The following is a 25,080-nucleotide window of genomic DNA, read 5'->3' on the forward strand; positions in this document are numbered from 1 at the left end:
CCGGCACCACGCCGACGCTTTACGACAGCCTCTATCAAACCGCGCTGGAACAGAACGTCGAGAAGGACCTGATCTCCGACCTGGTGCGGATCTTCTCCTTCGACGTGGATTTCAAGTCGCGGGTGAAACCGGGCGATTCCTTCGAGGTGTTCTACGGCCTCCAGCAGGACGACGCCGACGTTCCGGCGGAAATCCTATACACCGCACTGACCAATCGCAGCACCACCCGCCGCTTTTACCGCTTCCGCACCCCGGACGACGGGATCGTCGATTTCTACGATGAAACCGGAAAGAGCGCGAAAAAATTCCTGATGCGCAAACCGCTGTCGGGCGGGCGCTACCGGTCGGCTTTCGGGATGCGCAAGCATCCCATCGTCGGCACCATGCGCATGCACAACGGCGTCGACTGGTCGGCCAAGCGCGGCACACCGATCATGGCCGCCGGCAGCGGCGTGATCAGCCGCGCGAAATGGGTCTCCGGCTACGGCCGCCGCATCGAGATCCAGCACGCGAACGGCTACACCACGACCTACAGCCACCAGACGAGCTTCGCCAAGGGCATTCGCGAGGGCATGCGCGTGCGCCAGGGCCAGGTCATCGGCTATGTCGGCTCCACAGGCCTGTCGACCGGTCCGCACCTGCACTATGAGGTCAAGGTGAACGGCCGCTTCGTCAACCCGATGCGCATTCGCCTGCCGCGCGGGCGGGTGCTGGAAGGCGATCTGCTCGAAGCCTTCAACCGCGAACGCGACCGCATCGACACGCTGGTCGAACGCGCGGCTGGGCCGTCGCGCGTCGCCTCCCTGGAAAAACCCTGAATTCAGGCTCAAGCGGTCGCCGCGCCCTGCGGCGCGCGCCGGCCACAGTCGCACACACAAAAGGCCCCGGGCGGAACCGCCCGGGGCCTTTGCATTTCACTGGCAGTGTGTCGGGTGCCGGACGCGACGCCCGGCCCCGGCGCGGTGGCGTTCAGCCCCCGTCAGGCGGCTTCGCTCTGTGACCCGACCACCTCGAACAGCAATCGGTCGCTTCCGGCACTCACCCGCACCGACTGGCCGTCGGCGACCTTGCCGGACAGGATCAGCTCGGCGAGCGGATCCTGCACCTCGCGCTGGATCACCCGCTTGAGCGGACGCGCGCCATAGGCCGGGTCGTAGCCCTTGTCGGCGAGCCAGATGCGGGCCTCCTCGTCGAGCGTCATCTCGATCTTGCGGTCGCCCAGCAAACGCTCCAGACGGGTCAGCTGGATGTCGACGATCGCCGCCATCTGGTTTCGCTGCAACCGGTGGAACAGGATCTGGTCGTCCAGCCGGTTGAGGAACTCGGGCCGGAAATGTGCCCGCACCACCGTCATGACCTGATCGCGCACCATCGAGGAATCCTCGCCCTCGGCCTGCGCGGTCAGGAACTCCGACCCCAGGTTGGAGGTCATCACGATCAGCGTGTTGCGGAAATCGACCGTGCGGCCCTGCCCGTCGGTCAGACGACCGTCGTCCAGCACCTGCAGCAGCACGTTGAAGACATCCCCGTGCGCCTTCTCGATCTCGTCGAACAGCACGACCTGATACGGACGCCGCCGGACCGCTTCGGTCAGCGCACCGCCCTCCTCGTAGCCGACGTAGCCCGGAGGCGCGCCGATCAGGCGGGCCACGGAGTGCTTCTCCATGTATTCCGACATGTCGAGGCGCACCATCGCGGTCTCGTCGTCGAACAGGAACTCGGCAAGCGCCTTGGTCAGTTCGGTCTTGCCGACACCCGTCGGCCCGAGGAACAGGAACGAGCCGATCGGCCGGTTCGGATCCTGCAAGCCGGCGCGCGCACGGCGGACCGCCGTGGAAACGGCATGCACCGCCTCCTGCTGGCCGATCACCCGGCGCGCGATCTCGTCTTCCATGCGCAGCAGTTTCTCGCGTTCACCCTGCAGCATCTTGTCGACCGGAATGCCGGTCCAGCGCGACACGATATGCGCAATGTGATCGGTGGTGACGGCCTCTTCCATCATCGCACCCGCGTCGTCCTGCCCTTCGGCATCGGCGATGGCCTTCTCCAGGTCGGGGATCACGCCATAGGCGAGCTCGCCCGCACGCCCCAGGTCGCCCTGGCGCTGCGCCCGTTCCAGATCGCTGCGCGCCTGGTCGAGCTGCTCCTTGAGCTTTTGCTCGGACGAGAGCTTCTGCTTCTCCGCCTGCCAGCGGGCAGACAGCGCAGAGGCCTCTTCCTCAAGGTCCGCCAACTCGCCCTCGAGCTTGTCGAGCCGGTCCTTCGCGGCCGCATCCGTCTCCTTCTTCAGCGCCTCGCGCTCGATCTTGAGCTGGATGATCCGCCGGTCGAGCTCGTCGAGCTCCTCGGGCTTGCTGTCGACCTGCATGCGCAGCCGGCTGGCCGCCTCGTCCATCAGGTCGATGGCCTTGTCCGGCAGGAACCGGTCGGTGATGTAGCGGTTGGACAGCGTCGCGGCGGCGACAACGGCGCTGTCGGTGATGCGCACGCCATGGTGCAGCTCGTATTTTTCCTTGATACCGCGCAGGATCGAGACAGTGTCCTCGACCGTCGGCTCGGACACGAACACGGGCTGGAACCGGCGCGCGAGCGCCGCGTCCTTTTCAACATGCTTGCGGTACTCGTCGAGCGTGGTCGCGCCGACGCAATGCAGCTCGCCGCGCGCAAGTGCGGGCTTCAGGAGGTTGGAGGCGTCCATCGCGCCATCCGCCTTGCCGGCCCCGACCAGCGTGTGCATCTCGTCGATAAACAGAACGATGCCGCCGGCCGCCGCCTGCACTTCCGAAAGCACCGCCTTCAGCCGTTCCTCGAACTCACCGCGATATTTCGCGCCGGCGATCAGCGAGCCCATGTCGAGCGCGAGAAGCTTCTTGTCCTTCAGGCTCTCCGGCACGTCGCCATTGATGATCCTGAGCGCGAGCCCCTCGGCGATCGCGGTCTTGCCCACACCCGGCTCGCCGATCAGCACCGGATTGTTCTTGGTCCGGCGCGACAGCACCTGGATCGTGCGGCGGATCTCGTCGTCGCGGCCGATGACCGGATCGAGCTTGCCGTCGCGCGCCGCCTGGGTCAGGTCACGGGCGTATTTTTTCAAGGCGTCATACTGGCTTTCCGCCGAGGCGCTGTCGGCCGTGCGGCCCTGCCGCAGGTCGTTGATCGCCTCGTTCAGCCGCGCCGGCGTGACGCCGGCGGCCGCGAGCGCCTTGCCGGCCTCACTGTCCTTGCTCATGGCAAGCGCGAGCAGCAGCCGCTCCACGGTTACGAAGGAATCGCCCGCCTTGTCGGCGATCTTTTCCGCCTGGTCGAAAAGCTGCGCCAGCGCCGGCGCGAGATACAATTGCCCGCTGCCGCCCGAGACCTTGGCAATGCCTGCAAGCGCCTTTTCGTTGGCGAGAACCGCGTCCTTGACGTGCCCGCCGGCGCGCTCGATCAGCCCGGCGGCCATGCCCTCGGGATCGTCGAGCAGCACCTTCAACAGGTGCTCGGGCGAGAATTGCTGATGGGATTCGCCGATTGCATAGGTCTGTGCCGACTGCACGAAGCCTCTGGCGCGTTCCGTGTATTTCTCGAAATTCATCTGTCACCTCCAGATCAGGCCCTCCCCCGAAGCAGGAGGCCTTTACGGATTGCGGACCCTCATTCGGCATCCGCCCGGTCTTCATCGACCGTCAACAGGATATAGTGTGGCATTTCGATCACAAAAGAGGGAAAGCCCTTAGACCAACAAAAAAGGAGCACGCGTCACCGCGTGCTCCTCATGGTCTCTTGCGAAAGCTCACTCCGGCGACGCCAGGGTCGCTTGGAAGCGGTGCCCCGTCCCAAAGTCGCCTTAGGCGTCGTTTGTGGCGGGCGTTTCGCTTTTTTCGTCCGTGGCGGCCGCCTTCGGGGTGCGCGGACGCGGAGTCCGTCTGGCCCGGGGCTTGGGCTGGGCCTCCGGCTCCCCGCCTTCGCTGGCGGCTGCGGGGGCATCGGCCGTGCCATTGGCGGCCGGCGCATTGTCCGCGCCGCCATCCTGTGCGGCCGACTCGTCGCCCGGCCCCGGATTGCGGGCCTTGCGCAGACCGCGTCCCCGCGTGCCGCGCGTGCGACGCGTCCGGCGATCGTCGTCGTCGCCGCTGCCTTCACCGCTGTCGTCGTCCTTCGCCTTGGCGGTATTGGCTTCCTCGCCGGCTGCCGCACTCTTGGCATTCAGCACGGGCATGTTCTCGACGAAGGGCTGAGGCGCATCCACCGGCATCACCGACTTGCCGCCGTCATCCGACTTGGCAGCCTCGCGCTCGCCGCGCTCGCCACGATCACTGCGCTCGCCACGATCACTGCGCTCGCCGCGATCACCGCGCTCGCCACGATCACCGCGATCGCGACGCTCCTGGCGGTCCTGACGTTCGGCGCGTTCGGTCTGCGCCTCGGCCTCGTCCTCGGCCTCGTCACCGCGCGGAAGCACCACGGGCTGCTGCATGCTCTGCTGGGCAGATGCGATGATGCGCAGGTAGTGCTCGGCGTGCTGATAGTAATTTTCCGAAATCACCCGGTCGCCCGCAGCGGCGGCGTCGCGCGCCAGCTGCTGGTACTTTTCGGCGACATGGTGGGCGGTTCCGCGGATCTTCACGTCGGGCCCATTGGACTCATACGTGCGCGAAAGCGGATTTGGCCCCTTGCGGCCGCCGCGGCCACGGATGCGTTTGTTGTTTTGATTTCCTGGTCTCATTCTGCCGTTTTCTCTCACGAACGGCGATCGACAACGGCCGATCAACAGTCCGGTCCGACACGGACCGGCGCCATGAAACGCAACGAGACTAAGTCGGTGTTGCGCGATCCGTGCAGGCCCTTCTCTCGGAAACAGGACGACGCGCTGGCGCCGACCTTTCCGGTCGTCTTGAAGGAGTCACCTGAACAGACCTATGCCAAGTCGCCCTGGGGCCCGGAAGCCCCGGCGCATCGTCCCCGACGGTGAATGCCCGTCGCGCAATGCAGGATCTGGCTGGAACGAAAAGTCTCTCAAAAACTTGTCGATCTGCCTACCCGTGGATAACAGCACCACCCCCGTCGGGTCTCGGCGCTCAGAAACTAGCCGGTTCCGCCGGGTTTTCCAAGCGTCTTTTTCACAGCGGCGAAAAGTGACGTCATTTTGCGATCCTCAGCGCGCCCGCGACGCGGTCGCGACCGCCAAGGTCTTGAAAGACGGCGATGTCTTGAAATCCGGCTGCAATCAGGATCCCGGTCACATCCGCAGCCTGCGCGGCGCCGATCTCGACCATCGCGAACCCGCCGTCGACCAAAATGCGCCCGGCCTCGGTGGCGATTCGCCGATAGGCGGCCAGGCCGTTGTCCTTCGCAAACAACGCCAGCGGCGGATCGAACAGGCGCACCTCGCGGGACAGCGCCTCGCGTTCCTGCGGCGCGATATAGGGCGGATTGCTCACCAGCATGTCGAACCCGGGCGCAAGCGCATCCGCGAAATCGCCGCACACCGCGCTGAACCGTGCGGCGACCCCGTGGCGCGCGGCATTGGCCTGGGCGGTGACGAGTGCCGACTGCGAGAGATCCACCGCGACCGCCCGCGCATTCGGCAATTCGCAAAGCAGCGCCACGGCGATGCAGCCGCTGCCGGTTCCGACGTCGGCGAACCGCCACGCCCGCTCGCGCCCGCCCCGGGCGTCGCACCATGAAAGCACGCGTTCGACGAGCGTTTCGGTATCGGGTCTCGGTTCAAGCGTCTCCGCCGACAGGGCAAACGCCAGCCCCCAGAACTCGCGTTCGCCCAGGATACGGCCGACCGGCTCGCCGGCAATCCGCCGTTCCATCAGCCCGGCGGCGCGCGCGCCCTCCTCCGGCGATACGGGCCTTTCCGGATCGAGCACCACACGGTCGGCATCGACGCCGGCGGCATGGGCCGCCAGAATGCGCGCATCGAGCGCGGCAGTGTCCAGCCCCGCCGCGCGGAATGCGGCTCGCAAGGATGCCGCAAGGCGCCCGAGCGTCTCCGGCGGATCCCCCTGCGGCGCCCCGGGCGTCACAGCCCCTCGGCCGCGAGAAGATTGGCCTGATAGTCGAGGACAAGCGCGTCGATCACCTCGCCGAGCGCCTCGCCGCTGACGATTTCGGGAAGCTTGTAGAGCGTCAGGCCGATGCGGTGGTCGGTCACCCGCCCTTGCGGAAAATTGTAGGTGCGGATGCGTTCCGAGCGATCTCCCGAGCCGACCTGAAGCCGGCGGGCCTCGGTGCGCTCGTCGGCGAGCCGTGCCCGTTCGGCGTCAAAGATGCGTGCGCGCAGCAGCTGCATCGCCTTTGCCTTGTTCTTGTGCTGGGAGCGTTCGTCCTGCACCCCGACGACGATGCCCGTCGGAACATGGGTGATGCGCACGGCGGAATCGGTGGTGTTGACGTGCTGCCCGCCGGCGCCCGAGGCGCGGAACGTATCGATGCGCAGATCCGCTTCCTGAATGGTGACGTCGACATCCTCCGCCTGTGGCAGAACCGCAACCGTCGCCGCCGAGGTGTGAATGCGCCCGCCCGATTCCGTGTCCGGAACCCGCTGCACCCGGTGCACGCCGGATTCGAACTTCAGCGCGGCGAAGACGTTCTGCCCCGAAACCGACGCGATCACCTCCTTGAAACCGCCGACCTCGCCCTCGCTCGCCGACAGGATCTCCATCTTCCAGCCCTTGATCTGGGCGAATCGCTGGTACATGCGAAACAGGTCGCCGGCGAAGAGCGCGGCCTCGTCGCCGCCGGTTCCCGCCCGCACCTCCAGGATGACGTTGCGGCTGTCGGCGGCATCGCGCGGCAGAAAGCCGAGGCGCACCTCCTGCGACAGCGCCTCGATCCGCTCGACCAGCGTCTCGCGTTCCGCTTCCGCCAGCGCCCGCATCTCCTTGTCGCCGCCGGCGTCCGCGATCATCGCCTCGACGTCGGCCAGCTCGCCTTCCGCCTCCTGGAGCGCCCGCACCTTTTGCGCCAGCGGGTCCAGTTCGGCATAATCGCGCGACAGCCTGACATAGGTGTCCGGATCGGGATTTTGCGTCATCCCGTGCTCGATCTCGGCTACGCGCGCCAGGAGCGCTTCGAGTTTTTCCGCCGCAATCATCGCGTTTGGGCATCCTTTGAGGTGAGAAACGGGAAAGCCGGCGTCGCAGACGGACGCGACACGGCAGAAAGCGAGGGCCGCCTCGCTACAAGGAAATATCGTTGTCGGAGGCAAAGGCGCGCAGCAGCGCGCGCGGATCCTCCAGCGCCCCGGGCGTTTCCAGCCGGGGAAGAAGCCGTGCGGACAACCGTCCGACATCGAGTCCGCGCACCATCGCCTTCACAGGCCCGAGCGCGGCCGGCGACATCGACAGCGCCCGGTAGCCGAGCGCCGTCAGCGCCATGGCCTGCAGCGGCTGGCCGGCGATCTCGCCGCACAGCGTCACCGGCGTGTTATGCGCATTGGCCCGTTCCGCGATCTGGCGCAACGCCCTGAGGAAGGGCACGCCCATCGTGTCGAACCGCGCGGCGACCCGCGTGTTGCCGCGATCGACGGCGGTAAAGAACTGGAAGAGATCGTTTGAGCCGATGGAGGCGAAATCGACGACATCGAACAATTCGTCGAGCTGATAGAGCAGCGACGGCACCTCGATCATCACTCCGAGCTGAAGGCGTTCCGGCCCCTTGTGATCGTGACGGCGCAGATGCTTGATCTCGCGCTCCACCATGGCCTTGGCCTGATGGAACTCCGACACCGCCGACACCATGGGGAACATGATGCGCAACTCGCGGCCGGCGGAAGCATGCAGCAGCGCGCGGATCTGGGTGCGCAGGATGCCCGGACGGTCGAGGCCGAAGCGGATCGCCCGCCAGCCCATCGCCGGGTTTTCCTCCTGGATCGCGCGCAGGTAAGGGAGCACCTTGTCGCCGCCGATGTCGAGCGTGCGGAAGGTGACGGGGCGCCCGTCCGCCGCGTCGAGCACCTGGCGGTAATAGTCGGTCTGCTCGCTCATGCGCGGGAACGACGAGGCCACCATGAACTGCAATTCGGTGCGGAAAAGTCCGACGCCGGCCGCGCCCGATTCGGAGACCGCCGGCAGATCGACCAGAAGGCCGGCGTTGAGCTGCAGCGAAATGTCGACATTGTCGCGGGTGATCGACGGCTTGTTGCGCAGCCGCCGGTATTGCGCCTGACGACGGGCGCGGAAGCGCACCTTCTCGGCGTAAGCGTTCTCGATGTCCTGCGCGGGGCGCAGGTGGATCTGACCGCTTTCGCCGTCGACAATCACCGCGTCGCCCGATTCCGCCAGACTGACGAGATTTTCCGCAAGGCCCACGGCGGCGATGCCAAGCGCCCGCGCCACGATGGTGACATGACTGGTCGGGCCGCCTTCTTCCAGCGCGATGGCGCGAATGCGGTCGCGGCCGTAGTCGAGCAGCTCCGCGGCACCCATGTTGCGCGCGACGATCACCGCGTCCTGCGGCAGGCTTTCCGACACCGGTCCGTGCTGGCGGCCCATCAGTTCGCGGATCAGCCGGTGGGCCAGATCGTCGAGATCGTGCAGCCGCTCGCGCAGGTAGGGGTCGGTCTGGCGCATCATTCGCGCGCGGGTGTCCGACTGGACCTTCTCCACCGCGGCCTCGGCGGTCAGGCCGTTGTTGATCGCCTCCTCGATCTTGCGGATCCAGCCGCGATCGTTGGCGAACATCCGGTAGGCTTCCAGCACCTCGCGATGCTCGCCGTGCTGGGCGAAGTCGCCGGAGGCCAGCAGGTCGTCGAGGGAAATGCGCAGCCGTGCGATGGCGCGCTCCAGCTTGGCAAGCTCGGCGGCGGCATCCTCGGCGATCAGGTTGGTGACCACGACGCGCGGTTCGTGCAAAACGACATGGCCAAGCCCGACCCCGTCGGACAGCGCCACGCCCTGAAAATGCATCGGCCGCGTCAGGTCGAGCTTGGTGCCCTGCTGGACGATGGCTTCCAGTTCGCCGGCCGCGACCATTTCCGCGATCACCATCGCGGTGGTCTGCAGGGCCTCGACCTCATCCTCGAAATAGGTCCGATGCGACTGGTTCTGGACGACGAGCACGCCGAGCGTCCGGCCCGCGCGCAGGATCGGCACGCCGAGGAAGGAGTTATAGGCATCCTCGCCCGTCTCCGGACGGTAGGCGAAGGCGGGATGCGCCTGGGCATTGGGAAGATTGAGCGGACGTGCGTCGGCCGCGATCAGGCCGACAAGGCCCTCGCCGACCTTCAGGCTGGTCTTGTGCACCGCGTCGCGGTTGAGGCCCTCGGTGGCATAGAGTTCCAGCACGCCGTCGGCGCGCAGAATATAGACGGAGCAGACCTCGGCCACCACATTGGCCGCGATCAGGACAACGATCTTGTCGAGCCGCTCCTGAGCGTTGATCGGCTCCGCCATCACTTCGCGGAGACGACGCAGCAGAACACGGGGGCCGGCGAGAGTGCTCCGCATCACCCGTCTAGTCCTTTCCGCATGGTCCGAACGGGTGACAGACGCACCGGCCGACGATCCCCCTCCGGAGCCGGACCGGCAGCCGTTCGCTTACCCGTCCAGATCGTATAGCGAATGGAGAGTCCGCACCGCAAGCTCGGTGTAGGCGGAATCGATGAGAACGGAGATCTTGATCTCCGAGGTCGAGATCGCGCGGATGTTGATTCCCTTCTGCGCGAGCCCCTCGAAACAGCGCGCCGCGATGCCGGCGTGCGAACGCATGCCGATGCCGATCACCGACACTTTCACCACGTCGCGTGCGCCCTCGATCGCCTCGTAGCCGATGGAGCCGCGCTGGTCCTCCAGCACGGCGAGCGCGCGGTCGTAGTCGCTGTCCGGCACGGTGAAGGTGATGTCCGTCCTGCGCCCGTCGGGCGAGATGTTCTGGACGATCATGTCGACGTTGATGTTCGCGTCGGCAAGCGACCCGAACACCGCGCCGGCAACGCCGGGCTTGTCGTCGACGTTGCGGATGGAGACCTGCGCCTCGTCCCTGGCGAAGGCAATCCCGGTCACGACTTGCTGTTCCACGATTTCATCCTCGTCGCAAATGAGAGTTCCCGGCGGCAGGCCGCCCGCGCCGACCTGCGGCGCATCCGGATCGTCGAAGCTTGAGCGCACGAATGTGCGCACGCCATGCACCATCGCCATTTCGACGGAGCGCACCTGCAGCACCTTGGCGCCGAGCGAGGCCATCTCCAGCATTTCCTCAAAGGCGATGCGTTCCAGCCGCCGCGCCCGGGGCACGATCCTGGGGTCGGTGGTGTAGACCCCGTCGACGTCGGTGTAGATATCGCAGCGATCCGCGCCGATCGCGGCCGCGATTGCCACCGCGCTCGTGTCCGATCCGCCGCGCCCGAGCGTCGCGATCCGGTTGTCGGGCGCAACGCCCTGAAACCCTGCGACGACGGCGACCTGCCCCTTCTCGAGGCGCTCGATCAGCCGGTCGCCGTCAATGTCGGTGATCCGTGCCGCGCCGTGCTGGGAATCGGTCTTCAGCGCGATCTGCCAGCCCTGCCAGGAGCGGGCCTCGACGCCCATGTCCTGCAGCACGATGGCCAGCAGGCCGCTGGTGACCTGCTCGCCCGAGGCGACCACCGCGTCATATTCGCGCGCATCATGCATCGCCGACGCCGCGCGGCACAGGCCGACGAGCTTGTTGGTCTCGCCCGACATCGCCGAGACGACGACCGCGACCTGATGACCCGCGTCAACCTCGCGTTTCACATGACGCGCCGCGTTGCGGATGCGCTCCATATCGGCGACGGAGGTTCCGCCGAACTTCAAAACCAATCGGGCCATGGGACACGTATGCACTGCGAGCGTGAAAGGGGGGCCGCAGCGACGAAAAGCCGTGCGGATCGGCGCATAGCCATACAGACTGCGACGCCCAACCGCAACTGCCGCGCTTGACAAAGCGCCTGCGACCATCGACCAAACCTGAGGCTAGCGAAAGGGACGACACGATGAGCGCCGCACATTCCTCGAAAGGCACCTCCACCGGCACGGTCGACGACGCGGAGGTCGCCCGGTTTTCCGCGCTCGCCGCGGAATGGTGGAATCCGGCCGGCAAGTTCCGTCCGCTGCACAAGTTCAACCCCGTGCGCCTCACCTACATCAAGGAGCAGGTCTCGGCCCATTTCGGCCGCGACAATCGCGCCGCGAACGCCTTCGAGGGCTTGAAAATCCTCGACATCGGCTGCGGCGGCGGGCTGTTGTGCGAACCCATGGCGCGCCTCGGCGCCAATGTGGTCGGTGCCGATGCCTCCGCCACCAACATCGAGGTCGCCAGGCTGCATGCCGAGACCTCGGGCCTCGACATCGACTACCGCGCGACGACGGCGGAAGATCTCGCCGCCGCGGGCGAGCAATACGATGTCGTGCTCAACATGGAGGTGGTGGAACACGTCTCCGACGTACCGCTCTATCTCGACGCCTGCGCGCAACTGGTCAAGCCCGGCGGACTGATGTTCATGGCGACCATCAACCGCACGCTCAAGGCCTATGCGCTGGCCATCGTCGGGGCGGAATACGTGCTGCGCTGGCTGCCCAAAGGCACCCACAGCTACGAGAAGCTGGTGAAACCGGACGAGCTGGAAGGCCCGCTGACGGCCGCCGGCCTGACGGTCCGCGACCGTTGCGGCGTGAGCTTCAATCCGCTCGCCGACAGCTGGAACCGCACCACCGACATGGACGTGAACTACATGATGCTGTTTTCGCGCGACGCCGACCGGGCGAAGTGAGACCGCGATGAGCGATACGCCGCTTGTCCTCGTTCCGGGCCTCTTGTGCACGCAGACGCTGTTTGCCCCGCAAGTCGCAGCGCTTGCCGGGCGGGCGGTGATGATCGCCGACCACCGCTCGGACGCAACGCTGGAGGCCATCGCCGACCGGCTCCTGGACGCCGCACCCGAGCGCTTTGCGCTGGCCGGGCTGTCGATGGGCGGTTACGTGGCAATGGCGGCGATGCGCAAGGCGCCGCATCGCGTCACCCGGCTGATGCTGCTCGACACCGCCGCCCGGCCCGATACGCCCGAGCAGACCCAAAACCGCCGCCGGCAGATGGCGCTGGCCGACGCCGGGCGGTTCGACCAGATCCTGCCCGCGCTCTTTCCGCTGTTCGTGCATGAAAACCGCGAGGGCGACGCCGCCCTCAAGGCGATCTGCGCGCGCATGGCGGAAGACGTCGGCCCCGACGCCTTCATCCGCCAGCAGGAAGCGATCCTGGCGCGGCCCGACGCCCGCCCGAAGCTCGGCGAGATTGCCTGTCCGACAACCATCGTTGTCGGCGAAGGCGACCGCCTGACCCCGCCCGACCGTGCGAGGGAAATGCACGATCTGATCCCGGGAAGCCGGCTTGAGGTGATTGCCGATGCCGGGCATCTTCCGACCCTGGAAACACCGGATGCGATCACCCGCGTCATGCGTGACTGGCTGGCCTGAGAAACCCGCGCGACAGCGCGCCGGGTCTCAGGCCCGCGTGTCGACCATGACCTCGAAGCCGCCGAAGATCATGCGTTTGCCGTCAAACGGCATCTCGCCGATCTCGGCCATGCGCGGATCGCTCATCATCTTCTCGAACACCTGATCGCGGATCGCGCGCGAGGGGAACTCGATCCAGCTGAAGACGACGACCTCGTCCTTTTCGGCCTTCACCGCACCGAAGAAATCCGTTGTCTCGCCCTCGGGCACATCGTCTCCCCAGCAATCGGTGACGCGCGTGGCGCCGAACTCGATGAAGAGCTTCGCCGCCGCCGCCGCATGGGCGCGAAACGCCTCCTTGTTCCCGGCCGGCACGGCCGCGATCATTCCAGTCACGTAACTCACGGTGTTTCCTCCTCGTGAACCGCACCAGACCGCAGGTCCGCCGCCGCTGTTGCAGATACGGGCACCGCAGCCACTCAGGCGCGGACAAGCAGCAATCTTTGCTTGTCTATTTATGTTGATATCAACATAATTACCGCATGTCAAAGAAGCTGCCCTTCACCGCAACGCTGGAAGCGCGCGACACCTGTCTGTGCCTGCATGTCCAGCGCGCCGGCCGCGCTCTGGCGCGTCACTACGACGAGGCGCTTCGCCCCTTCGGCCTGACGAACGGACAGTTTTCGCTGCTGATGTCGCTGAACCGGCCCGAGCCGCCAACCGTCGCGCCCGTCGCCGAGGTTCTCGCCATGGACCGCACGACGCTGACCGCCGCCCTCAAGCCGCTGGAGCGGCGGGGACTGGTTCGCATGGAGCCGCATCCGAGCGACAGGCGAGCCAAGTGCCTGATCCTCACCGACGAGGGGCACGCCGCGCTGATCGCCGCCCTGCCCGCCTGGCGTGAGGCACAGGCACGGATCGACCGGCTGCTTGCGCCGGCGGACCCTCAGGCCGTGCGCGACGCGTTGAAACGGTTGTCGTGACGTCGCCGGCCGGAACCGGAAGAGAGATCAGTTGCGGTCTTCCGGGAGCACCGGCAACGGCAACACCGGAATGCCTTCCTCGATCAGCTCCGCCGCTTCCTCGCGGGTCGCCGCGCCATAGATGCCGCGGTCCTCGGTTTCGCCGTAGTGGATCTTGCGCGCTTCTTCCGGGAAGGCCGTTCCGACGTTCTCGGCCCTGGCCATGAGTTCCGTGCGAAGCGCCCTGAGCTTGTCGAGGATCTCAGCCGCGCGACCGCCGCCTTCCGAGGTCCCCGGGCGTGAGGCGACCGGCTCCGAGGCAACAGGTCCGGCAGGGACGGGCGCGTCGGAGGCGACAGCCGCCTCGGGCGTTGCCACGGGCGCCGGCGTGACCCGGCCTTCGCGCGAGCGCGCGGTGGACACCGCAGGCGCCATCAGCGCCTTCTCCACATCGGACGATCCGCAGGTCGGGCAGGCCACGAGGCCGCGCCCCTTTTGCGCCTCGAAATCGTCTGACCCGCGAAACCACGCCTCGAACGCATGTCCGTCGGTGCAGCGCAGCTGATACCGGATCATCCCGAAACCCCGGCGCGCGCGCCAACCTCGCGCAGAGCGAAGTCGCGGCCGTTGGCAAGGGCCGGAATGCGCTGGCGGGCGGTCGCGACAAGATCCAGATCAAGCTCGGCCAGCGCATAGCCCGGTGCGTCGCCATCGACCTCGGCGAGGATCTCGCCCCAGGGCGCGACGATCAGGCTGTGACCATAGGTCTCGCGCCCGTCCTCGTGGCGCCCGCCCTGCGCGGCGGAAACCATGAAAGCGCCTGTCTCGATGGCCCGCGCGCGCTGAAGAACGTGCCAATGCGCCTCGCCGGTCTGCCGGGTGAAGGCGGCCGGTGCCGTGAGGATCCCCGCCCCGGCGCCGGCGAGCGCACGAAAGAGCGCGGGAAAGCGGATGTCGTAACACACGCCCATGCCGAGCTTCACATCGCCCAGGTCGACCGCAACCGCCTCTTCGCCCGGCGCATAGGTCGCCGATTCGCGCCAGCTCTCGCCATTGGGAAGATCGACGTCGAACATGTGGATCTTGTCGTAGCGCGCCTGAAGCTTTCCGTCGGGCCCGAACAGCAACCCGCGGTTGGCGACGCTCGTCTCGCCAGTGCGGATGGCGAGCGAGCCGATATGCAAGAAGACGCCAAGCTCTGCGGCAAGCCGCGCATAGGCGGCAACGCCCGCATCGTCTTCTTCGCTGGCGATCTTGGCGAACAGGTCCTTGCGGCTTTTCTCCAGCAGATGCGTCATTTCCGGCGTCTGGATGTAGCGTGCGCCATCGCCCGCCGCCGCGCGGATCAGCGCGCTCGTCTCCTCCACGTTGCGGGCGATGTCCCGCCCGCTTCGCGTCTGGATCACGGCTGCGCAAAGATGGGTCATCCGCTGTCCTTCCCGCTTGTCGCGGCCCGTGTCACGCCGACAGCAGCGCGTCGAGCTTGCCGGCACGCTCCAGGGCCATCAGTTCGTCGCAGCCGCCGACATGCGTGTCGTGAATGAAGACCTGGGGAAACGTCGAAGCGCCATTGGCGCGCTGGATCATTTCCTTGCGCAGTCCCGGATCGAACGTCGCGTCGAGTTCCCTGAACGCGACCTCTTTCTTCTGCAGGAGGCTCTTGGCCATCGTGCAGAACCCGCACATCTGCCGTGTGTACACTTCAACCGCCATGTCGCGCCTTCCTGAGCCTGTTTTCCGTCGCTGGGCACGCCGGGGTGTGGACCCACACGACGACCCGGTGGGGATATATCGAGCAATCGTCGTTGCGTGCAAGGGCAGCCGTCGCGCGACGGCCTCATCCAAGCGGCCGGTCGGCGCCCGCATGGGCGAAAACCAGCACGTCCACGCTGGCGGCGCCGGCCTTCGCCAGAACCCGAGCGGCCGCATTCGCCGTCGCGCCCGTGGTGTGAACGTCGTCGATGAGAACACAGCGGCGTCCCGCAACCGCAAGCGCACCCTCCCGCGACACGGCGAAGGCACCGCGCACGTTCTTCGCGCGGGCACTTGCATCCAGTCCGACCTGCCGGCGCGTTGCGCGGACGCGGCGAAGACCGTCCGCGCAGATCTCGACATGCGCGCGGGCGCGGAGGATTTCGCGGGCCAGCAGCCCTGCCTGATTGTAACGGCGGGACCAGTTGCGAAAGGGGTGCAAGGGCACGGGGACCAGCAGAGGCGGCCCCGCGCCGGCGGGATCCATGACAAGAAGCTCGTCGCCGGCACGCGCCATCCAGCGCCCCATCGCACGCGAGACCGACGGGCGGTCGTGATACTTCAGCCGCGCGACCAGCGCCCGCGCCGGCCCGCTGTAGGCGCTGACCGCACGCAGCCGGTCGTAGACGGGCGGCTTGGCGATCGCCTGCGGCGACACGGCGCCCGGTCCGAGATCGTAGGCAAAGGGCAAACCAAGCCGCTGGCACCAGGGCGGTGCGAGAAACGGCATCTCGTGCCAGCAGTGGAAACACAGCGCCTGGTCGCTGGCGACCAGGCGGTCGCAGCAAAGGCACGTCGGCGGCAGGGCAAGATCGCCGGCCGAACGGAAAAACCGGCGCGCCGTTTGCATCAGCCGCGCCAGCGGCAAGAGCTGCGGCCACGCCGCGACCGCCCGCCCTTCGGACCGCGCTCGGTCAACCGGCATGCCGGCCTGCAGGTCCATGTGTCCGCCCCGCTCCCGCGTCGCATCGCTCATGACGGCAGTCCTTGCGTTGACGCGCGAAAGCCGTCGTGTTTTGACGAAGCCGCGCGGCATCGCCATATGCAAGCCTATCACGATCCCGGCCGGTCGCGCGCCCGTTCGCAACAGCCGCCGGGCCTCAACACGACGGAACCTGCCATGCCGACCAAGAAACCGACCGCGCCGCCGGGCGCCCCGGATATCGATCCGACCGCTGCGCCGCAGGTTTTCGACCGCGCGCTTCTGGCGCGGCACAGGGCGCGGGCGCTGGCGCGTCGCGAGCCGGGTGCGGATTTCCTGCTCGCCCATGCGGTCGGCGATCTGGCGGACAGGCTCGCCATCGTCACCCGCAGCTTCCCCACGGCGGTGGATCTGGGCGGCCACACGGGGCGACTGCACGAGATCCTGCGGCGCATGCCCGGTGTCGAGCGGGCCATTCGCGTCGACGTGCTGACACAGGACGGCATGACGCCGGGCGCGGATCTGGTCGCCGATGACGCCCTTTTGCCCTTCGCGGATGCCCGTCTCGATCTTGTCGTCTCGGCGCTGTCGCTGCAATTCGTCAACGACCTGCCCGGCGCACTGATCCAGATCCGTCGCGCGTTGAGGCCCGACGGCCTGTTTCTGGCGGCACTGCTTGGCGGTGACACGTTGCAGGAACTAAAAGATGTGCTGATGCGCGCGGAGCTGGACGTCACCGGCGGCGCGGCCCCCCGGGTCGCGCCCTTCGCCGACACCCGCGCACTCGGTGCGCTGCTTCAGCGCGCCGGCTTCGCGCTTCCCGTCGCCGACGTCGACCGCGTCACGGTGCGTTATGGCGACTTTTTCTCGCTTCTTTCCGACCTGCGGGCGATGGGGGCGGCCAACATGCTGAGCGAGCGGTCGCGCAAGCCTCTGACCCGCGCGACGCTGATGCGCGCGGCGGAACTTTATGCTGCCGATCATGCCGACGCCGACGGGCGCCTCCGCGCCACCTTCGACATCGTGTCCCTGTCGGGCTGGGCGCCGCACGAAAGCCAGCAAAAGCCGCTGGCTCCGGGCTCGGCGAAAATGCGCCTGTCGGACGCGCTTGGCGCTTTGGACCCGCAGCCGGACGGGTCTTCGGGAAAAAGCGACGCGGACTAGGACGGGCGCACGGGCGTCAGATCGCGGCCGCCGCCTCGACGAGGACGCTGAACACATCCTCGTCGATGACACGGCCAATGGCCGCGAGCGACGCCACGATCGCAAAGGAGATGAACCCGACCATCACTGTGTATTCGACAGACGCGTTGCCCGCGTCATCGTGAATGAACCCATCGACCAGGGTGAAAATCCGGTCACGGCCGTCGCGAAACTGTCTTGAAATTGCGGTCATCCTGGCGCGTCCCGTGTTGTTTCGGCACGGCCGTTCCTTCCGGAAAGGACCCCTCAGGCGAGATCGATCAGATGCGGAATCAAAGGGTCGTCTGCAGGCGGCATCGGGAAATCCCGCAGCCGCACCGGCCTTACCCATTTGATCGCCTGACCCTCGCGGCCTGCAACCGTGCCCGACCATCGTCGGCACACGAAAAGTGGCATCAGCAGGTGAAATTCCTCATAAGCGTGGCTGGCGAATGTTAACGGTGCAAGGCACTCTTTCTTAACCGTAATTCCCAGTTCTTCGGCCAATTCGCGAATGAGCGCATCCTCCGGGCGCTCGCCCGGCTCGATCTTTCCGCCCGGGAATTCCCACAATCCCGCCATCGCCTTTCCCTCCGGGCGCTGGGCGATCAGAACGCGGTTGTCGGCATCGAGCAGCGCGCAGGCCACGACCAGAACCATTTTCATGCAAGACCCCGTCTCGTTTCGGCACGGCCGCACAATACTTTGCTCACCATGTCCGGGAAAACGCCGCTTCAGCCGCCGGTCGGCGGAAACCGGTAGTGATAACTGTAGGCGTCGGCAAAGCCGCAGCGCCGGTAGAGCGCCCGGGCCGGAGCGTTCTCGCACACCACCTGCAGCCAGGCGGTGCGACAGCCGAGCCGTCCGCCATACTCGAGGCAGGCCCCGACCATCCGGGTGCCAAGCCCGCGCAGGCGCGCCCGCGGATCGACGGCGAGATCGTAGATGCCGAGCAGGTCGCGGTCGGCCACGGCGATCGCCACCGCCACCGCCCGCCCGTCGGTGTCGCGCGCCACCAGACAGATCCGGCGCGCGGCAACACGCGACAGTGCGGCTCCGAGCTGCTCCACGGCGCCCGGCGCGACCGTCTCCGGTCGGGTGCCGCCAACGCGGATGAAGGCGGCGAGCCAGTCGGCAAGCGAACAGGGGGCGATCTCGACGCCGTCTACCTCCGCCCCGGCGGCGATGTCGCCCGGCGCAAGCGCGCGGGTCCACACATCAGTGTCGCCGGCCGAAAGCCAGCCCAGCGCATCGACATGGGCTCTCAGGGCCGGCGGCGTGAGTGGCGTGTCGCGCAGGTGAAAGGCAATGTCGTGATGCGAAAACAGCGCGCGGGTCTCATCGAGACGCGCCGCGATTCGGGTGTCGTCTTCCGCATCGAAGACAGTCAGCGAGTTGACGCGTCGCGCGGGAACCCCCGGCGACAGGCGCGACAGCCAGGCGCCGTCGGCGCGCTGCATTTCGGCAGGAAAACCGTTCAGGTTGGCGGTCTCGATTGCGAGGATGGAAGACGGCTCCACGCGCTTTGTCCGCGTCAGGACCGGTAGTCGCCGTTAATGGCGACATAGTCCTTGGTCAGGTCGCAGGTCCATACCGTCGCACGCCCCGAGCCGATGCCGATGTCGACCGTGAGCTGGATGTCCTCCCGACGCATGACCGCCGTGGCCGCCTCTTCCGAGTAGCCCGCGTCCCGTTCGCCGTCGACGGCGACCCGCACATCGCCGAACCAGATCGCCAGCCGGTCGCGTTCGGCCGGCTCGCCCGCCTTGCCCACCGCCATGACGACGCGGCCCCAGTTGGCGTCCTCGCCGGCGACCGCCGTCTTCACCAGCGGCGAATTGGCGATGGAAAAGGCGATCTTCCGGGCGCTTGCGTCGCTTTCCGCCCCGCGCACGGAGACCTCCAGGAATTTCCGCGCGCCCTCGCCGTCGCGAACGATCCACTGCGCGAGCTCCCGCGTCAGGTCGGCGAGCGCTGCCCGGAAAGCGGGAAGCCGCGGGTCGTCGAGCGTCTCCACCCGCTCCCCCCCGGCCGCGCCGGTGGCGAACAGCAGCACCGTGTCGGAGGTCGAGGTGTCGCCGTCGATAGTGATGGAATTGAAGCTCGGACCGACGGCCTCCGCAATCAGCGCCTGCAGCACCGGTGCGGCGATCGGGGCATCGGTCACCAGAAACGACAGCATCGTCGCCATGTCAGGCGCGACCATGCCGGCCCCCTTGGCGATGCCGTTCAGCGTCACCGCGACCCCACCCATGTCCACGCTGCGGGTCGCCGCCTTGGGAAAGGTGTCGGTCGTCATGATGGCGCGCGCGGCGTCGAGCCAGCCTCCGGGGGCCGCCTGTTGCACCATCGTGTCGAGAACGGCGGAAAATTTCGTCGCGTCGAGCGGCTCGCCGATTACCCCGGTGGAGGCAAGAAAGATCTCGTCGGGCGTGCAGCCGGCCGCCTCGGCCGCAAATTGTGCACTCAGCCGGGTCGTCTCCGCGCCCTTTTTTCCGGTGAAGGCATTGGCATTGCCGGAATTGACGAGCAGCGCCCGCGCCTTGCCGCCGGCGAGGTTTTCACGGCACCAGTCGACGGCGGCGGAGGGACAGCGCGAACGGGTGAACACGCCGGCGACCTCGGCGCCCGCATCGAAGAGCATCAGGAGAACATCGGTGCGCCCGACGTATTTGATGCCCGCCGACGTTGTGGCCAGGCGGATCCCGCGCAACGCCGGCATGTCCGCATATGACTTGGGAGCCAGGGGAGAAATCGCATCCGACATGGCGATACCGTCTTTCCTTGTGCAGCGGGAACCAAAAAGCCTGCCCGCGCGATGCGGACAGGCCATTTGTCTAACCGGTTGATCCGATCTGTCAAACTACTGTTTGGCAGCGTCCTCGGCGTCCGGCGCCGTATCGTCGTCCGTCTCCGTGGCGGCCGGCTCCTCCGCAACGACCTCGATGGTGGTGTTGGCCTTCAACGCGTCCATCACTTCCGCGTAACGGGCGCGCAGCAGGTCCTGGCGCAGACGGTCGCGCACATCGTCAAGCTCCGGCGCCGGCTGGGTGCGGGCGTCCTCGACCTTGATCACATGCCAGCCGAACTGCGTCTGCACCGGCTCCTTTGTGAAGGCGCCGACCTCAAGCGCGAAGGCCGCGTCGTCGAATTCCTTGACCATGCGGCCGCGGGTGAAATAGCCGAGATCGCCGCCGTTCGGACCGGAGGGACCGGTGGACTTTTCCTTGGCAAGCTCGACGAAGTCGCCGCCGTCCTCAAGCGCCTCAATGACGGCTTCGGCCTCTTCCTTGCTCTCCAGCAGGATATGGCGGGCCTTGCGCTCATCCTCTCCGGCGTAATCGGCGAATTCCTTGTCATAGGCCGCCTGCACCATCTCGTCGGAGACCTTGTTCTCCACCTCGCGCACCAGATAGGCGTTGCGCAGGGCACGCATCGTCAGAAAGTCGACCTGACGCTGGAAGTCGTCTTCGTCGTCGATGTCCGCCTCTTCGGCCGCATTGGCCATCAGCTGCATGTCGATGACGATGTCGGTCAGGACCTTGCGCCATTGTCCCTGCGGCACATTGGCGAGCTGCTCAGCGAAATCCTGCGACGCGAAGGCGATGTCGGCCTCGGTGATGACGCTTTCCCCGACCGTGGCGACCGCGTCGCCCGGCTCTTGCGCCTGCGCTGCGGCAAGACCGAGGCCCGAGGCGAACGCCAACGCGACCGTGGCGCGCTGCAATGTCGCGGCAAATCTGGGTGTCATGCTGTAATCCTCTTGGTTGAACGCAATGCCTCTCGGGCATTTGCATGTGCGGGTCGCGGTTGCCGGATCCACCCCGGCCGGGCCGTTGCCCGGACGGATGTGCCCCCGCATTGGCGGTGCGGACGCCCTTCGCCGCGGCTCGGCGGCAGACTTGCGCAAAACGCGCGGCGTTGACAACCTCCGGACCCCCTCTTATCTGTCGAACGTCCCCGCCAGATGGCCGGACGACCCCATCAGGGCGCGTGTTCGTCTCCCGTCTCAATATGGCGGTTGCGAGGCCGGCGCCAAGTATCGTCAATCCGAATGCCGGGTTGCCGCCCATGTCTGACCCTGGCGGCGCCTTTGGCAAGCATAAGGACCGCCACATGGCCGGCCTCGGCGCACTCGCCAAAAAGCTCTTCGGCTCAGCAAACGACCGCCGCATCAAGATGATGCGCGGGCGAGTCGCCTCCATCAACGCGTTGGAGGAAGAGCTGAAGGCGCTCAGTGACGACGCATTGCGCGCCCGCACCGAGGATTTCCGCAAGCAGGTCGCCGACGGCGCCTCGCTCGACAGCGTCCTGGAACCGGCCTTCGCGACCGTTCGCGAGGCATCGCGCCGCGTGCTTGGCCAGCGCCACTATGATGTCCAGCTGATCGGTGGCATGGTCCTGCATGCCGGCCAGATTTCGGAAATGCGCACCGGCGAGGGCAAGACGCTCGTCGCGACGCTCGCCGTCTATCTCAATGCCTTGTCCGGCAAGGGCGTCCATGTCGTGACCGTGAACGACTATCTGGCAAGCCGCGATGCGGAATGGATGGGCCGGATCTACCGTTTCCTCGGCCTCAGCGTCGGCGTGATCGTGCACGGGCTGAGCGACGAGGAGCGCAAGACCGCCTATGCGGCGGATGTGACCTACGGCACCAACAACGAATTCGGCTTCGACTATCTGCGCGACAACATGAAGTACGAGCGCGCATCGATGACCCAGCGCGGACACAATTTCGCGATCGTCGACGAGGTCGATTCGATCCTGGTCGACGAGGCGCGCACCCCGCTGATCATTTCCGGCCCGCTCGAGGACCGCAGCGAGTTCTACACCACGGTCGACGCGTTCGTGCCCCACATCGAGGACGGCGACTTCGACCTCGACGAGAAGCAGCGCTCCGCCACCTTCACCGAGGCCGGCAACGAGAAGCTTGAGGCGCTGTTGCGCGACGCCGGCCTGCTGAAGGGCGAAAACCTCTACGACGTGGAGAACGTGTCGGTCGTTCACCACCTGCAGCAGGCGCTCAAGGCGCACAAGCTGTTCCAGCGCGACAAGGACTACATCGTCCGCAACAACGAAGTGGTGATCATCGACGAGTTCACCGGACGCATGATGCCGGGCCGCCGCTATTCGGAAGGCCTGCACCAGGCTCTGGAGGCCAAGGAGAAGGTCGCGATCCAGCCGGAAAACCAGACGCTGGCCTCCATCACCTTCCAGAATTATTTCCGCCTCTACGACAAGCTCGCCGGCATGACCGGCACGGCGTCGACGGAAGCGGAGGAATTCGGCGACATCTACGGGCTGGAAGTCATGGAGATCCCGACGAACCTTGCCGTGCGGCGCATCGACGACGATGACGAGGTCTACCGGACCGTCGAGGAGAAATACCAGGCGATCGTCGAGCTTGTTGACGAGTGCAAGTCGCGCGGCCAGCCGATCCTCGTCGGCACGACGTCCATCGAAAAGTCCGAGGTTCTCGCCGCCGCCCTCAAGAAGGCCGGCTACCGACAGGTCGATGTCACGGATCCCGATGCTTTCAAGCCGCTGCAGGAAGGCGACTTCAACGCCAAGAAGGCGCGGATCTTTGCCGTTCTCAACGCCCGCTACCACGAACAGGAAGCCTCGATCATCTCTCAGGCCGGTCTGCCGGGTGCGGTGACCATCGCCACCAACATGGCCGGCCGCGGCACCGACATCCAGCTCGGCGGCAACGCCGACATGCGCATCGACTACGAGCTCGAGGGCATGGAAGAAGGCGAGGCGCGCCAGGCCCGCGAGGCCGAGATCCGCGCCGAGATCGAGGCGCGCAAGCAGACCGCGATCGAGGCCGGCGGCCTCTTCGTCATCGGCACCGAGCGTCACGAGAGCCGGCGCATCGACAACCAGTTGCGCGGCCGTTCCGGCCGTCAGGGCGATCCGGGCCGCTCCAAGTTCTTCCTGTCGCTTCAGGACGACCTGATGCGCATCTTCGGCTCCGACCGCATGGACGGCATGCTGCAGAAGCTCGGTCTCAAGGAGGGCGAGGCCATCGTCCATCCCTGGATCAACCGGGCACTCGCCAAGGCGCAGCAGAAGGTCGAGGCGCGCAACTTCGACATCCGCAAGAACCTCCTGAAGTTCGACGACGTGATGAACGACCAGCGCAAGGTCGTCTTCGACCAGCGCATCGAGCTGATGGACGGCGAGGCGATCGCCGAGACCGTCACCGACATGCGCCACGACGTGATCGAGGGCCTCGTCGCGCGCCACATTCCCGAAAAGGCCTATCCCGAGCAGTGGGACACCGAGGGCCTTCAGGCGGAGGTGCGCCAGGTCCTCAACATGGACCTGCCGGTCGTCGACTGGGCCCGGGAAGAGGGCATCGCCGACGAAGAGGTGATCGAGCGACTCAAGCGCGAAACCGACCAGGCCATGGCGCGCAAGGTCGGCCAGTATTCGCCCGACGTCATGCGCCAGGTCGAAAAGGCGGTCCTGCTGCAGACGCTGGATCATCTGTGGCGCGAGCATCTCGCCAACCTCGACCATCTGCGCTCGGTGATCGGTTTCCGCGGCTACGCCCAGCGCGATCCGCTGCAGGAGTACAAGACCGAGGCCTTCACGCTGTTCGAAAGCATGCTGGCCAACCTGCGCCAGGCGACCACCGCGCAGCTGATGCGCGTCGAGCTGGTGCAGGACCAGCCGGAGCTTCCCAGCGACGACGACCTGCCGGAAATGCAGGCGAGCCACATCAACCCGCAGACCGGCGAGAACGAGTTCGAGACCGCCGATGCCCGTCCGCCCGTCGCCGACGGCCCGCGCGATCCGCAGGATCCCGCGACCTGGGGCAAGGTCGGCCGCAACGAGGCCTGCCCCTGCGGCTCCGGCAAGAAATACAAGCACTGCCACGGCGCGCTTGCCTGAGCGAGACACGCCCCCTTCCCCGCCCCGCCCGGCTACACCGGGCGGGGCTTTTTCTTTGTCCCCTGCCTGCGTTCGAGTGACATGATCGGCCCGGTTCTCGACAAGATCATCGGCACGGACGGACCGGACCTTCCCGGATTGCGGATCAAGACGCCCGCGGGCCTTCCGCTTGCCACCCTGCGCGCGCGGGACCGATCGGACACCGCCGCCGCGCCGTCGCCTCCCCTCACCGTTCATCTTCTCTGGGTCGAGGGCGATCTGTGCCGCCTCGGGCACCTCGCCTGTGCGAGCTTCCTCGCGCATGGCTATGACGTCCAGCTGTGGAACTATCGCCGCCCGACGAACGCCCCCGAGGGGGTGACGCTGCGCGATGGCCGGGAAATCCTGCCCGAGACGCGCATCTTTCGTTACCAAAACGGCAGCCTCTCCGCCTTTTCCAACCTGTTTCGCTATGCCGTGCTCGCGCGCCACGGCGGGCTGTGGGCGGACACGGACGTCGTCTGCCTGATGGAGCAGGACGCCCTGCAAGCAGCGGCGCCGGACGGCTTCCTCGTCAGCGAACGCATCCGGGGCAAGCGGCGGGTCCAGCTGAACTCGAACGTGATCTATCACCCCGCGCCGCAACGCGGCGACGTGATCGACCTCGCCTTCCGCTTTGCCGACGGGTTTGATCCCGCCCGGCTTGAATGGGGCGACTGCGGCCCGAAGCTCCTGACCACGCTCGTCGATCAGTGGCCGGCGCTCGCGCCGACGCTGATGGCGGCCCGCGTCGCAAATCCGGTCGACTACTGGGCCTGTCCGCGGGCGCTGCTGTCGCCGCGAACCAGGCTTGGCCCGGACACCGCCTTCCTGCATTGCTACAACGAGATGTGGCGTCGCGCCGGGATCGACACCAACGCCCCCTTCCCTCCGAACACCTTGATCGGCCGGATCGCGGCGCGCTACGACTAGCGCCGCAGGG

At 66.8% G+C, this 25,080-nt stretch carries 23 protein-coding genes (1 of these 23 only partly in view); 7 read left to right on the forward strand and 16 right to left on the reverse strand.

From position 1 onward, the window contains the following. Window positions 1-818 carry the 3' end of a M23 family metallopeptidase gene (locus G572_RS0111375; RefSeq protein WP_029058584.1) on the forward strand. The gene continues 1,144 nt to the left of window position 1, outside the view, so the window shows 818 of its 1,962 coding nt (coding positions 1,145-1,962); the start codon falls outside the window, past its left edge; the stop codon is at window positions 816-818. 161 nt (window positions 819-979) lie between these two features. Here the strand turns inward: G572_RS0111375 and clpB are convergent, their stop codons facing one another. The 6 genes from clpB to G572_RS0111405 all read right to left on the reverse strand — a co-directional run bounded on the left by clpB (window position 980) and on the right by G572_RS0111405 (window position 10,781). Continuing rightward, the gene (clpB, locus tag G572_RS0111380) at window positions 980-3,577 is read right to left on the reverse strand and encodes an ATP-dependent chaperone ClpB (RefSeq protein WP_029058585.1); all 2,598 of its coding nucleotides are present in this window, start codon (window positions 3,575-3,577) and stop codon (window positions 980-982) included. Between the two features lie 252 nt (window positions 3,578-3,829). Continuing rightward, the gene (locus G572_RS23535) at window positions 3,830-4,753 is read right to left on the reverse strand and encodes a DUF4167 domain-containing protein (RefSeq protein ID WP_245566207.1); all 924 of its coding nucleotides are present in this window, start codon (window positions 4,751-4,753) and stop codon (window positions 3,830-3,832) included. Between the two features lie 370 nt (window positions 4,754-5,123). Further along, window positions 5,124-6,017 carry a peptide chain release factor N(5)-glutamine methyltransferase gene (gene prmC / locus G572_RS0111390; RefSeq protein ID WP_029058587.1) on the reverse strand — a complete coding sequence of 298 codons (894 nt, stop codon included), beginning with the start codon at window positions 6,015-6,017 and terminating at the stop codon, window positions 5,124-5,126. Beyond that, on the reverse strand, window positions 6,014-7,087 hold the full coding sequence (gene prfA, locus G572_RS0111395; RefSeq protein ID WP_029058588.1) for a peptide chain release factor 1: 1,074 nt from the start codon (window positions 7,085-7,087) through the stop codon (window positions 6,014-6,016). The genes prmC and prfA overlap by 4 nt, the downstream gene beginning before the upstream one ends. Before the next feature lie 85 nt (window positions 7,088-7,172). After that, window positions 7,173-9,440 carry a phosphoenolpyruvate--protein phosphotransferase gene (gene ptsP / locus G572_RS0111400; RefSeq protein ID WP_029058589.1) on the reverse strand — a complete coding sequence of 756 codons (2,268 nt, stop codon included), beginning with the start codon at window positions 9,438-9,440 and terminating at the stop codon, window positions 7,173-7,175. A gap of 90 nt (window positions 9,441-9,530) precedes the next feature. Then, the gene (locus tag G572_RS0111405) at window positions 9,531-10,781 is read right to left on the reverse strand and encodes an aspartate kinase (RefSeq protein WP_029058590.1); all 1,251 of its coding nucleotides are present in this window, start codon (window positions 10,779-10,781) and stop codon (window positions 9,531-9,533) included. A 164-nt stretch (window positions 10,782-10,945) separates the two neighbouring features. On the opposite strand from G572_RS0111405, the gene ubiG reads away from it, so the two are divergent. After that, window positions 10,946-11,722, forward strand: coding sequence for a bifunctional 2-polyprenyl-6-hydroxyphenol methylase/3-demethylubiquinol 3-O-methyltransferase UbiG (ubiG, locus tag G572_RS0111410; protein WP_029058591.1), 777 nt, complete (start codon window positions 10,946-10,948; stop codon window positions 11,720-11,722). A gap of 7 nt (window positions 11,723-11,729) precedes the next feature. Further along, window positions 11,730-12,422 (forward strand): alpha/beta fold hydrolase, encoded by a 693-nt coding sequence (locus G572_RS0111415; RefSeq protein WP_029058592.1) that lies wholly within the window; start codon window positions 11,730-11,732, stop codon window positions 12,420-12,422. A gap of 27 nt (window positions 12,423-12,449) precedes the next feature. On the opposite strand, the gene G572_RS0111420 is transcribed toward G572_RS0111415, so the two are convergent. Further along, window positions 12,450-12,806 carry a DUF1428 domain-containing protein gene (locus G572_RS0111420; protein ID WP_029058593.1) on the reverse strand — a complete coding sequence of 119 codons (357 nt, stop codon included), beginning with the start codon at window positions 12,804-12,806 and terminating at the stop codon, window positions 12,450-12,452. A 137-nt stretch (window positions 12,807-12,943) separates the two neighbouring features. Between G572_RS0111420 and G572_RS0111425 the strand changes: the two genes are divergently transcribed. Continuing rightward, window positions 12,944-13,384, forward strand: coding sequence for a MarR family winged helix-turn-helix transcriptional regulator (locus tag G572_RS0111425; protein WP_029058594.1), 441 nt, complete (start codon window positions 12,944-12,946; stop codon window positions 13,382-13,384). A 27-nt stretch (window positions 13,385-13,411) separates the two neighbouring features. Here the strand turns inward: G572_RS0111425 and G572_RS0111430 are convergent, their stop codons facing one another. The 4 genes from G572_RS0111430 to G572_RS0111445 all read right to left on the reverse strand — a co-directional run bounded on the left by G572_RS0111430 (window position 13,412) and on the right by G572_RS0111445 (window position 16,091). Further along, window positions 13,412-13,939, reverse strand: coding sequence for a DUF1178 family protein (locus G572_RS0111430; protein ID WP_029058595.1), 528 nt, complete (start codon window positions 13,937-13,939; stop codon window positions 13,412-13,414). Next, window positions 13,936-14,790 (reverse strand): carbon-nitrogen hydrolase family protein, encoded by an 855-nt coding sequence (locus tag G572_RS0111435; protein ID WP_029058596.1) that lies wholly within the window; start codon window positions 14,788-14,790, stop codon window positions 13,936-13,938. The genes G572_RS0111430 and G572_RS0111435 overlap by 4 nt, the downstream gene beginning before the upstream one ends. A 31-nt stretch (window positions 14,791-14,821) precedes the next feature. Next, the gene (grxC, locus tag G572_RS0111440) at window positions 14,822-15,076 is read right to left on the reverse strand and encodes a glutaredoxin 3 (protein WP_029058597.1); all 255 of its coding nucleotides are present in this window, start codon (window positions 15,074-15,076) and stop codon (window positions 14,822-14,824) included. Between the two features lie 124 nt (window positions 15,077-15,200). Further along, on the reverse strand, window positions 15,201-16,091 hold the full coding sequence (locus G572_RS0111445; RefSeq protein ID WP_245566208.1) for a ComF family protein: 891 nt from the start codon (window positions 16,089-16,091) through the stop codon (window positions 15,201-15,203). 144 nt (window positions 16,092-16,235) lie between these two features. On the opposite strand from G572_RS0111445, the gene G572_RS0111450 reads away from it, so the two are divergent. Beyond that, window positions 16,236-17,201, forward strand: coding sequence for a class I SAM-dependent methyltransferase (locus tag G572_RS0111450; protein WP_084650089.1), 966 nt, complete (start codon window positions 16,236-16,238; stop codon window positions 17,199-17,201). Window positions 17,202-17,217: 16 nt separating this feature from the next. Here the strand turns inward: G572_RS0111450 and G572_RS0111455 are convergent, their stop codons facing one another. From G572_RS0111455 to G572_RS23540, 5 genes are all read right to left on the reverse strand, one after another. Next, window positions 17,218-17,433 carry a hypothetical protein gene (locus G572_RS0111455; protein ID WP_029058600.1) on the reverse strand — a complete coding sequence of 72 codons (216 nt, stop codon included), beginning with the start codon at window positions 17,431-17,433 and terminating at the stop codon, window positions 17,218-17,220. Between the two features lie 53 nt (window positions 17,434-17,486). After that, a complete protein-coding gene (locus G572_RS0111460) occupies window positions 17,487-17,885 on the reverse strand; it encodes a (deoxy)nucleoside triphosphate pyrophosphohydrolase (RefSeq protein ID WP_029058601.1) in 399 nt (132 codons plus the stop codon). A 68-nt stretch (window positions 17,886-17,953) separates the two neighbouring features. Then, window positions 17,954-18,739: a GNAT family N-acetyltransferase gene (locus G572_RS0111465; RefSeq protein WP_029058602.1), complete on the reverse strand. Its 786-nt coding sequence runs from the start codon at window positions 18,737-18,739 to the stop codon at window positions 17,954-17,956. Between the two features lie 14 nt (window positions 18,740-18,753). Next, on the reverse strand, window positions 18,754-19,986 hold the full coding sequence (argJ, locus tag G572_RS0111470; protein WP_029058603.1) for a bifunctional glutamate N-acetyltransferase/amino-acid acetyltransferase ArgJ: 1,233 nt from the start codon (window positions 19,984-19,986) through the stop codon (window positions 18,754-18,756). Between the two features lie 96 nt (window positions 19,987-20,082). After that, window positions 20,083-20,970: a peptidylprolyl isomerase gene (locus G572_RS23540; protein WP_037546681.1), complete on the reverse strand. Its 888-nt coding sequence runs from the start codon at window positions 20,968-20,970 to the stop codon at window positions 20,083-20,085. Window positions 20,971-21,335: 365 nt separating this feature from the next. On the opposite strand from G572_RS23540, the gene secA reads away from it, so the two are divergent. After that, entirely contained in the window at window positions 21,336-24,119 is a 2,784-nt protein-coding gene (gene secA / locus G572_RS0111480) for a preprotein translocase subunit SecA (RefSeq protein WP_029058604.1), read from the forward strand. A gap of 81 nt (window positions 24,120-24,200) precedes the next feature. Further along, complete coding sequence (locus G572_RS0111485) at window positions 24,201-25,070, forward strand: glycosyltransferase (RefSeq protein WP_051242242.1); 870 nt, start codon at window positions 24,201-24,203, stop codon at window positions 25,068-25,070. The last annotated feature ends 10 nt before the right edge of the window (window positions 25,071-25,080 follow it).

The sequence above is a fragment of the Stappia stellulata DSM 5886 genome (genome assembly GCF_000423705.1).
In the GTDB taxonomy this organism is placed as follows: domain Bacteria; phylum Pseudomonadota; class Alphaproteobacteria; order Rhizobiales; family Stappiaceae; genus Stappia; species Stappia stellulata.